Raw genomic sequence first — 9,713 nt, forward strand, 5'->3', positions numbered from 1 at the left:
GTCATTGCATTCAACAATAAACCTTTTTCATGTTAAAATAAGAATACTAGTATATAGGGAGTTAACAAAAATGTCTAATAAAAAAATTTCCATCATCTATGTCTTTTTCTTCATCATCCCTTACATTCTCTGTTTGTCGATCATTGGTGTTTCCTATAACTCATTAGTTTTACACGCTTTGACTTGGAGAATTGTTGTTGGTGGAATCGTTGGAGCTTTTGGTATGTTTGCGGTCAAAGTTATCGCCCAGCGACCAGTTTTGATCATGTATCGTAGTTCCACTCGAAAAGTCCTCAAAGAATTGTTACATTTCTTTGTTTTAGAACGTAGTAAAATTGTTATTGGAGCCAATTTATTCGTCGACTTTTGGTTATCAATGGCCAGCATTTATTTAGTTGCTAAATTTTTACCACTCAATTTAATTCTTGGTCGAACTCTTGGTTGGTTAGTTTTCCTACTAATGATTTCTTTGACTTTGGCCTCATATTTGGAGTTTGAATCGCTTTCCATTTACACGGAGAAAAAGAAATAATTCTTGACTTATCCAAAGATTAATTGTAAGTTTGAGTCATCTTAATTGAAGGAGGAATTGACATGTTGAATAATACAAACTTTGAAGCCAAATCATGTTGTTGTGTAGTAATTGAAAATTACTATACTTCTTCAACATGTCTAATACCACTCAATTGATAATCAAGTAGTGCAAACTATAAAATCAAGAGGAGTTGACATTAGTCAGCTCCTCTTTTTTGTACTTGTAAAACTTAGAAAGGAGTTACTTGTGGAACCTATTAGAATTGGTATTTTAAATTTAATGCAAAACAAAGTAGAAACAATGCATAATTTTCAACACGCATTGAAAAATGAAAATGTGCAACTAACCTTCTACTATTCAGCTACTCGTTACGTAAATCGTGTACTTGACTCAGCGATTACAGATAATATGAAACCACTAGACTTACAAGAAGTTAATGATTTAGACGGTTTCATTATTACTGGCAGTCCCGTTGAAAAATTAGATTTTCCTCAAGTTTCTTACTTCGAAGAAGTTAATGATCTAATTGATCAACTAAATACTTCTAACATCCCGCAGCTTTATGTCTGTTGGGGCGCCATGGCTGCCCTGAATCGAATTTATAACATTCAAAAAAAATTATTACCACACAAAGTATTTGGTATTTTCCAAAATCAAATCTTAAAACCAACCCCGCTTTTAAATAATATTAGCGATAACTTCCCTGCTCCTCATGCTCGATACGCGGAAATGGATCACGAACAGATTCAAGCCAATCCTAATTTAATGGTTGAGGCAACTAGCGAAAACGGACTCTTAACTTTAGTCAGTGCTAAAGACAAGCATCAAACTTTTATCTTTTCACATCTTGAATACCAAAAAGATGGTTTGGACAAAGAATATCGACGTGAATTAGCCAGTATTAAAGTTAAGCATCCGTTCCCAGCTGCCAATTATTATTCACCATTAGATAGGAAACCAACTTTCTCATGGAAGCAGACGCAACAAATTTTTTATCAAAACTGGTTACAAACCGTTACAGAACACAAATTAACAACTTGCTAAGGAGAAATTATTATGACAAAAATTGCCCAAAATATTACAGAATTAATTGGTAATACACCCATTGTAAAACTAGATAAGGTCGTTCCCGAAGACGCTGCCGACGTATACGTCAAGTTGGAATTTTTCAATCCCGGTAGTTCCATCAAAGATAGAATTGCTCTAGCTATGATCGAAGCCGCCGAAAAAGATGGCAAGATCAAACCCGGCGATACTTTAGTTGAACCTACTTCAGGAAATACTGGTATCGGACTTTCATTAGTCGCAGCTGCCAAAGGTTATCATTTGATCATCACTATGCCTGAAACAATGAGTATCGAACGTCGTAAGTTGATGCAAGGTTATGGTACAGAATTAATTTTGACACCTGGTTCAGAAGGTATGGGTGGTGCTATCAAGAAAGCTACTGATTTGGCCAACGAAAATGGTTACTTCATGCCTATGCAATTCCAAAATCCAGCTAATCCTTTAATCCACGAAAAGACAACTGGTAAAGAAATCGTTGATGCTTTCGGTGACACCCCAGTCGATGGCTTCGTTGCTGGAGTTGGTACTGGTGGTACCCTCTCAGGTGTTAGCCATGCTTTAACTAAAGCTTATCCAAACGTCAAAGTCTGGGCCCTTGAAGCAGCTGAATCTCCTCTATTAAAGGAAGGCAAAACTGGTGCTCACAAGATTCAAGGTATCAGTGCTGGATTCATTCCTGACACTTTGGATAAAAACTCATATTCAGATATTATTGAAGTAACTAGCGACCAAGCTATCAAGATGGCACAAGTTGTTAGTCACAAAGAAGGATTTTTACCTGGTATCTCAGCTGGTGCTAACATCTTCGGTGCCATCGAAATTGCCAAGAAACTCGGTAAAGGTAAAACAGTCGTTACCGTTGCACCTGATAATGGTGAAAGATACCTTTCAACTGATTTATTTAAGTTTTAGAAGTCATATCTTTTCTAAGAATGTTTATTTTATGAGAGAATAGAAAATGGTCAATTTTATATAGGGGGATCTATTTCAAAATGAAAAAGCGAATTGCTTTAATTTTAACTACAATTGTAGCCTTAGTCTTGGTACTAACCGGCTGCTCAAACAAGTCTGCTAACAGTGATACAAAAACTGACGGCACACTAACAATCGGTCTGGAAGGTACTTATGCACCTTACTCATATCGTGACGATGGCAAATTAAAAGGATTTGAAGTTGATTTAGCTAAACAAGTTGCTAAAAAGCTTGATTTGAAAGCTAAATTTGTTCCTACAAAATGGGATTCACTAATTGCAGGTTTGAACTCAAACACCTTCGATGTTGTCTTCAACAACGTAGCAGAAAATCCATCACGTAAAAAGCATTACATCTTTGCCACACCTTACATTTACTCAAAATCAGTTATTATCACTAAAGATGGTACAGGAATCAATTCCGTTGACGATATTAAAGGTAAGAAAATCGCTGCCGGAACTGGTACAGATAACTACAATCACGCTGAAAAGTTCGGTGCCAAAGTAGTCCCTGCTCCTGATTTCCAAACAGATATGTCAATGATTGATCAAGGAAGAGTTGCCGGTGCAATCAATTCTAAGGAAGCCTTCCTATATTGGAAACAAAGTCATAAGAATACCGATTTGAAATATATCGAAATTCCAAATGACAAACTCGAACCATCAAAAATTGCTCCAATTTTCAACAAGAAATCTACTCACCTACAAGGTCGTGTCAATAAAGCTATCAAAGAACTTTACAAAGACGGCACTATGAAGAAACTTTCAGTTAAGTACTTCGGTGAAGATATTACTAAAAAATAATTAAGAAACTTTGAGGGGGTTTTTACTTCATGTGGCACATCATCATAACGTCTTTACCGGCAATGCTAACGGCAATGATCCAATACACCATTCCATTAGCAGTCGTCTCATTTATCTTCGGTTTGATTCTAGCCGTTTTAACAGCTTTGATTAAGTTCATCGAACCTAGTGAAAACAAATTGATCAAGTATCCTTGGTTAGTGTTACGCGCTATTGCCAACTTCTATGTTTGGCTATTCCGTTCCACACCACTACTAGTTCAATTGTTCATCATCTTCTTTGGTCTACCTAGTGCCGGAATCCAATTGTCACCATTTATTGCAGCGGTAATTGGTTTCTCACTTAATACTGGAGCATATGCTTCAGAAACCATCCGTTCGGCGCTTTTATCCGTTCCTCAAGATCAATGGGATGCAGCTTTTACCTTGAACTTCACAACCAGACAAACTTTAACTAAAATCGTCTTGCCTCAAGCAGTTAGAATTGCTTTACCACCACTATCTAACTCATTTATTGGTCTAGTTAAAGATACATCTTTAGCCAGTTCAATTACTATTTTGGAAATGTTTCAAGTCAGTCAACAAATCACTGCTAAAAACTTCGAACCACTTTTGATGTATTCATTAGCCGCTTTCTTGTACGCCGTAATTTGTTCATTACTTACGCTCTTGCAACATTATCTCGAACGTAGAACTTCAAAATACGTTAAAGGAAGTGAAGCTTAATGATCTCAGTTAAAAACATCATAAAAAAATATGGCAGCAAAGAAGTTTTAAAAAACCTCAGTGTCGATTTTCCAGATGGTAAGACAACAGTAATTTTAGGACCTTCTGGTTCTGGTAAGTCAACGCTGTTACGTTCACTTGATTTACTAGTTCGTCCTGAAAGCGGAACTTTAAGCTTCGGCGATTTGAAACTCGACTATGCCCAACCTGTTTCCAAGAAATTGAGTTTTGACGTTCGTAAAAAAACCAGTATGGTTTTCCAAAACTGGAATCTCTTCCCTAACCTAACCGTCTTACAAAACATCACAACTGCTCCAGAGACGGTTTTAGGCAAGTCCAAGGAAGAAACTGAGGCCAAGGCCAAAAAGCTCTTGTCACAAGTCGGATTGGCTGAATACGCTGATCGTTATCCTAGTCAATTATCCGGTGGCCAACAACAGCGAATTTCTATCTGTCGTGCGCTAGCTATGGATCCTGAATACATTTTGTTGGATGAACCAACTAGTGCGCTTGATCCTGAGCTAGAAAACCAAGTGTTATTGATTTTGGAAGACTTGAGCAAGATGGGACAAGCAATGATAATTGTGACCCACAACATGGAGTTTGCTCGTTCAGTTGCTGATAAGATTGTTTTTGTTGAAGATGGCGACATTCTATTTGACGGTACCCCCGATCAATTCTTTAACCATTCAACAACAAGAATAAAAGATTTCCTATCCGGAATTACATTTAATGATGATGCAAAGTAAAACTAAAAACACCAACCTTTTAAATTGAGGTTGGTGTTTTTTTTGTTGGGTGAAGTATGCCGCCTTCCATAAAAAACTCAATTGGGACTGGAACGATGTGGGCACGACTTGAAACTACCGCACAATTCGCGGCATTTCCAAGCTCGGCCTTATTCTAAGCAATAAATTGCTAAGAATAATTTCACATCTGAGCCCAATTGAGTTTTTTATTCCAGGCTAAATAACGGATCTATTGATTATTTACTTTCCATTCTTTTAGGAATACTAATTTTATTCGATATAGTGCTTAATATTTTTACAGTTTATTTTCTTTCCTATTCAGAATAGAAATATAAACAGTACAAAAAAAGACATCCTAGTTCATTGCGATACCGCATTTCTAGTGATGTCTTCTATTATTTTTATCAATTTTACTAACCAAAGAATCGTACGCTATTCAGACAATAAATCAGTCCAACACTTACCACCAATAGATATAGTATCCTATCCAGAATTCACTAAAATATTGCATAGAGTTGACCTCTAGTCTGGAGTAACAGCTCTGGGAAATGCTCAGCCCTGAAATTTTTGTTAATGCTTTAGCATTTACAAAAAGGCTAATCTTGAAGACAATTCCCGCTTTTGGAATTGGCTCCAAGTTGCGCCCAGAGCGTTCCAGCATTTCCCAGAGCGGTTGCGGAAGACGGCATCAACCACCATCCAAACTAAAGAGCGACACTATTCAAGTAAACTCTCTATCTAACTTGCTCAATAAATGTAAACTTCTTGCCATCAAATGTTAACTTCAATATTGCACAATTATGGAAGCTGACATTTTCGATAATTTCTGCCATTGGAATTAAAGCTTTTAAGAAACGGAACATTACTGCCCCGTGACTGACCATCAAGACTTTTTGTCCATCAGGAATTTCTGTCATCACTTCAGTAAAAGCTTTAACAACTCGGTCTTGAAAATCAGTGGCTGATTCACCACCGAATTGGACGAAGAAGTCGTCGTAAGATTTTTCAGTGTAATAAGTTTTTGGTAATAATGTTTCATTTTCACCTTCAAATAGTCCAAAATCCCATTCCTTGATTCCTTTTAAACGTTGATATGGTTGATCTGTTACCAATTCTAAGGTGTCGCTGGCACGTTCTTGGGTCGATGAAAAACATTGATCGAAGTGGTAGTCGTGTTCGCGTAAGAATTCACCGGCTGCTTTGGCGTCAGCAATCCCTTTGGCTGTTAACGGTGAATCACATGCTCCCTGGACCTTTCCTAGTTTGTTAAACAAAGTTTGTCCGTGGCGCATCAAGTATAAAGTTTTCATAAAAAATTTCTCCCTCAACAATTTACACTTTGTAGCATACGCGAAATTAATTTTGAAAACCACAAATAGAGAACGTTTTTTGTCATTTATTCAATAACAATAATCGTTAATAAACATTTAAATTTTTTACCATTAATGAAATTAAATTTGAATATTCCTATTTTAAAATCATCTGTGCCTATGCTGATAATTATCCTGCATACAAAAAAAGACCACCATTTGGCAGTCTAATTAGGATATAGCAACCCTAATGGTGTGACAGTTCCTCATATCTTTGCATCCAAAGATCAACGTAGGCCTGTGAAAACGGACCTTTTCCTTTATCGATCCAATCAATTAAAACGTCGACATTATCATGTAAAATCGTATCTATTTCAGGTGGATAATTCCACATCTTGCTATGTGCCGCATATTCATCAACATCGAGCAAGCGCTTTTCACCATCTGGAAAAACTTTAACATCTAAATCATAATCAATATATTTGATGGCTTCTTTATCTAAAGCAAACGGTGTGGCCAAATTGCAGTAATAAGACACTCCACTATTTCTAATCATAGTAACGATATTGAACCAATACTTTTTATGAAAATAGACTAAGGCGGGTTCTCTAGTTACCCAGCGACGTCCATCTGCTTCTGTGACAAGAGTATTCTCATTACAACCGATAATCTCATTTTCACTCGTCTTTAACACCATTGTTTCACGCCAAGTACGATGTAGGTGACCATCATGCTTATAACTCTGGATTGCTACGTAATCCCCTTCTCTAGGAATCTGCATAACTTACCCAGCTTTCTGAACTTAAAAATTCATCCAAAAAAAGTATAACAGAGCTGTGAAACGATTAAAAGATAAACAATTACAGATTAGCATCGAGAACCCGCTTGATCTCGTCGTAATGATAGCCTTTGGTCATTAAATAATTTATTAATTTGGCTGGGGTATCATAACGGTGTTTAACCTTAACAATCATTTTTTGTAATTTGATCAATTCCTCATCTTCATCAACTTCTAAGTGCAAGTCTTTGATTGCTTGGTTGGTGATTTCTCCATCAAATCCTTTCTGATAAAGACTTTGCTTAACTTTGGTCAACATTTGTTGAAACGAAGCCCGTTTTTGCTTGCGAACTTGTTTCTTGGCAAATTCAACGGCATTTTCTAACAATATGTCTTGGTCGATCTCACTAATTTTATCTTGAATGATATTATTGGGGACGCCTTTTTTAACTAACTTTTGCCGAATAATTTTAGGACCATTAGCGGTAGTTCGCAGCTGGGTGTTGATAAAACTCTTGGCGTAGTTGTTGTCGTCTAAATAATGCAACTCACGCAAACGTTCTAGAGTCGTTTCAACCGCATCTTTGTGGTATTCCTTCTTATATAAATACTCTTTAATTTCTTTTTCAGTCCGCAATTGATAACTCAAAAAATTAACCGCATCGCCATAAGCTTTATTGACGTTTTCTCGATCTTGAATCTCTTTGACTTGTTTGTCGGTCAATTCAACATCTTTCATCAAACGAAATTCGATCAAAGTCGTCTCAGCTACCGGGAAAGCATATTTACCGTCAAGATAAACATTGTAACGTCCCTTACGTTTTTGGGCTTGGATTTTCGTAATTTTTGACAAAATATTATTACCTCACATGTTATACTCAAGTGTAAGTTTATCGCAAAAACAATCAAAGGAAAAATTATGGATACAAATATAACTCAAGAATTAAAAGTCGGCGACAAATTTCCGCTGACTATCAAACGTATTGGAATCAGCGGTGAAGGTATTGGTTTCTTCAAACACGTCATCGTTTTCGTTCCTAAAGCCGTTCCTGAAGATGTCATCGTCTGTGAAGTTACCGACGTTCATCCTCGCTTTTTGAATGGTCGCATTCACAAAATCAGACAAGCTAGTCGCTTCAGAAATCCTGACGTACCTGCTTTGGCAAACGAAGTTGGCGGTTTAGATTTTGCTCACATTAACTATGAAGATCAGTTAAAATTCAAGGCAGACATTCTGCGCGAATCCCTTGAAAAATATAAGCCATTTGCTTATGACAAATACATGATCAGATCGACTGTTGCTTCAGTTCAACAAGAAAAATATCGCAACAAAGCTCAATTTCCAATTCAAGAAATCGACGGTGAAATTCGTTGCGGTTTGTATAAAACTGGCACTCAAGAACTAGTCGACTTACCTGAAATGCCCACCCAAATGGATCTAACTATGTCAGCCATCCGAAAAATCGTTCAAATGGTCAAAGACTTAGAAATTCCTGTCTTCAATCCAAAGGAAAAATCCGGAATTCTCAGCATGATCGTTATTCGTGAATCAGTCGAATTCAATCAACTACAAGTAACTTTCATCACCCGTTCACCAAAATTCATCAAAGAACATCAATTGATCGAACGAATTCAAAAAGAAATTCCCGAAGTCAGCTCAATTTCCCAAAACATCAATAAAGCAGACCAAGGTGCTGTTTGGGGCGATGAAACAAAATTGCTCTGGGGTGACAAATATCTACAAGAAGACATCAACGGCTACTTGTTCAACTTGTCTCCACGGGCCTTTCTCCAATTGAATTCACTCCAGACAGATAAACTGTATGACCTAGTAAACCAAGCTTTAGAGCCTAATCAACGAGATATTTTACTAGATGCTTACTGCGGTGTTGGGACAATCGGTATCACAATGGCTAACACCGTCAAACACGTCTACGGAATTGAAATCATCCCTGAAGCAATCGAAGACGCCAAGCAAAATGCTAAATTAAACGAAATTGACAACGCCGATTATTACGTCGGTTCAGTTGACAAAATTTATCCACAATTACTAAAAGATGGCATCAACGTCAACTCAATCGTCGTTGACCCACCAAGAACTGGTTTGGAAAATAGTTTGATCACAACTTTGGTGCGTAACCCAGTGGAAAAGCTAGTTTACGTTTCATGTAATCCCTCAACACTAGCTAAAGATCTAGTTAGATTGACTGATAGATATCGTGTGATCTATTTACAACCAGTCGACATGTTCCCACAAACACCACATGTTGAAACAATCGTTAAGTTAGTTAAAAGATAAAAGTAGTTATCTAAATCACTACAAACTAAATTACGTTAAATAAGTTAGTTTGATTGAATAAAAACTAGAAATAATTTATAGTCTAATTAGAAATTGTTTCTAGTCTCCGAGAATAACGGGACGTTAATTTAGAATACTGTTTAGCAAAAGAGTTCGGGACATAACTCCCGATTCTAAAAAAACACGATAGAAATTTCCATAAAATATGGAATTCCTATCGTGTTTTTTTGGTATTCAGCTGGATATGATAATAATCTTGCCAACTCTGCTAGATTATTACTCATAAGAGCTAATCCAATTTCTATTTTTGCGTTCTCGAGCCCTCGAACGGACAGACGATTGAACGACAAATGAACCTTCAAGTCTGCAAAAATTGGTTCAACGTCAATCTTACGCTGCGCGTAGATTGATTGACCAACTTCACTTGAAAGCTGTTCTTTTGCCTTATTCTTGAAATATTCCCAATTGGCATTT

11 protein-coding genes are annotated in these 9,713 nt (G+C 36.9%); 7 read left to right on the forward strand and 4 right to left on the reverse strand.

The genetic code is table 11. The annotated features are described in order from the left end of the window. Positions 1–70 precede the first annotated feature (70 nt). The 6 genes from EGT49_RS01450 (at position 71) to EGT49_RS01475 (ending at position 4,852) form a co-directional block, all read left to right on the forward strand. On the forward strand, positions 71–532 hold the full coding sequence (locus EGT49_RS01450; RefSeq protein WP_135371182.1) for a hypothetical protein: 462 nt from the start codon (positions 71–73) through the stop codon (positions 530–532). Positions 533–781: 249 nt separating this feature from the next. After that, entirely contained in the window at positions 782–1,579 is a 798-nt protein-coding gene (locus EGT49_RS01455) for a homoserine O-acetyltransferase/O-succinyltransferase family protein (RefSeq protein ID WP_135371183.1), read from the forward strand. 12 nt (positions 1,580–1,591) lie between these two features. Further along, the gene (cysK, locus tag EGT49_RS01460) at positions 1,592–2,515 is read left to right on the forward strand and encodes a cysteine synthase A (RefSeq protein WP_135371184.1); all 924 of its coding nucleotides are present in this window, start codon (positions 1,592–1,594) and stop codon (positions 2,513–2,515) included. Positions 2,516–2,595: 80 nt separating this feature from the next. Beyond that, positions 2,596–3,378, forward strand: coding sequence for a transporter substrate-binding domain-containing protein (locus tag EGT49_RS01465; RefSeq protein ID WP_135371185.1), 783 nt, complete (start codon positions 2,596–2,598; stop codon positions 3,376–3,378). A 29-nt stretch (positions 3,379–3,407) separates the two neighbouring features. Further along, positions 3,408–4,103, forward strand: coding sequence for an amino acid ABC transporter permease (locus EGT49_RS01470; protein ID WP_135371186.1), 696 nt, complete (start codon positions 3,408–3,410; stop codon positions 4,101–4,103). Further along, on the forward strand, positions 4,103–4,852 hold the full coding sequence (locus tag EGT49_RS01475; RefSeq protein ID WP_135371187.1) for an amino acid ABC transporter ATP-binding protein: 750 nt from the start codon (positions 4,103–4,105) through the stop codon (positions 4,850–4,852). Before EGT49_RS01470 ends, EGT49_RS01475 begins: the two co-directional genes overlap by 1 nt. 734 nt (positions 4,853–5,586) lie before the next feature. On the opposite strand, the gene EGT49_RS01480 is transcribed toward EGT49_RS01475, so the two are convergent. The 3 genes from EGT49_RS01480 to recX form a co-directional block, all read right to left on the reverse strand. After that, a complete protein-coding gene (locus tag EGT49_RS01480) occupies positions 5,587–6,162 on the reverse strand; it encodes a histidine phosphatase family protein (RefSeq protein WP_135371188.1) in 576 nt (191 codons plus the stop codon). 247 nt (positions 6,163–6,409) lie between these two features. Then, positions 6,410–6,943 carry a nucleoside tri-diphosphate phosphatase gene (gene ntdP / locus EGT49_RS01485; protein ID WP_135371189.1) on the reverse strand — a complete coding sequence of 178 codons (534 nt, stop codon included), beginning with the start codon at positions 6,941–6,943 and terminating at the stop codon, positions 6,410–6,412. A 79-nt stretch (positions 6,944–7,022) separates the two neighbouring features. Further along, positions 7,023–7,793: a recombination regulator RecX gene (gene recX, locus EGT49_RS01490; RefSeq protein ID WP_135371190.1), complete on the reverse strand. Its 771-nt coding sequence runs from the start codon at positions 7,791–7,793 to the stop codon at positions 7,023–7,025. A 66-nt stretch (positions 7,794–7,859) separates the two neighbouring features. Here recX and rlmD point away from each other — a divergent pair, with 66 nt between their 5' ends. After that, positions 7,860–9,239 carry a 23S rRNA (uracil(1939)-C(5))-methyltransferase RlmD gene (gene rlmD / locus EGT49_RS01495; RefSeq protein ID WP_167849713.1) on the forward strand — a complete coding sequence of 460 codons (1,380 nt, stop codon included), beginning with the start codon at positions 7,860–7,862 and terminating at the stop codon, positions 9,237–9,239. 173 nt (positions 9,240–9,412) lie between these two features. Here the strand turns inward: rlmD and EGT49_RS12765 are convergent. After that, on the reverse strand, positions 9,413–9,713 hold a 301-nt coding region (locus EGT49_RS12765; RefSeq protein ID WP_167849714.1), incomplete at its 5' end, for a transposase.

It is taken from the genome of Companilactobacillus suantsaicola, from assembly GCF_004745525.1.
GTDB lineage: Bacteria > Bacillota > Bacilli > Lactobacillales > Lactobacillaceae > Companilactobacillus > Companilactobacillus suantsaicola.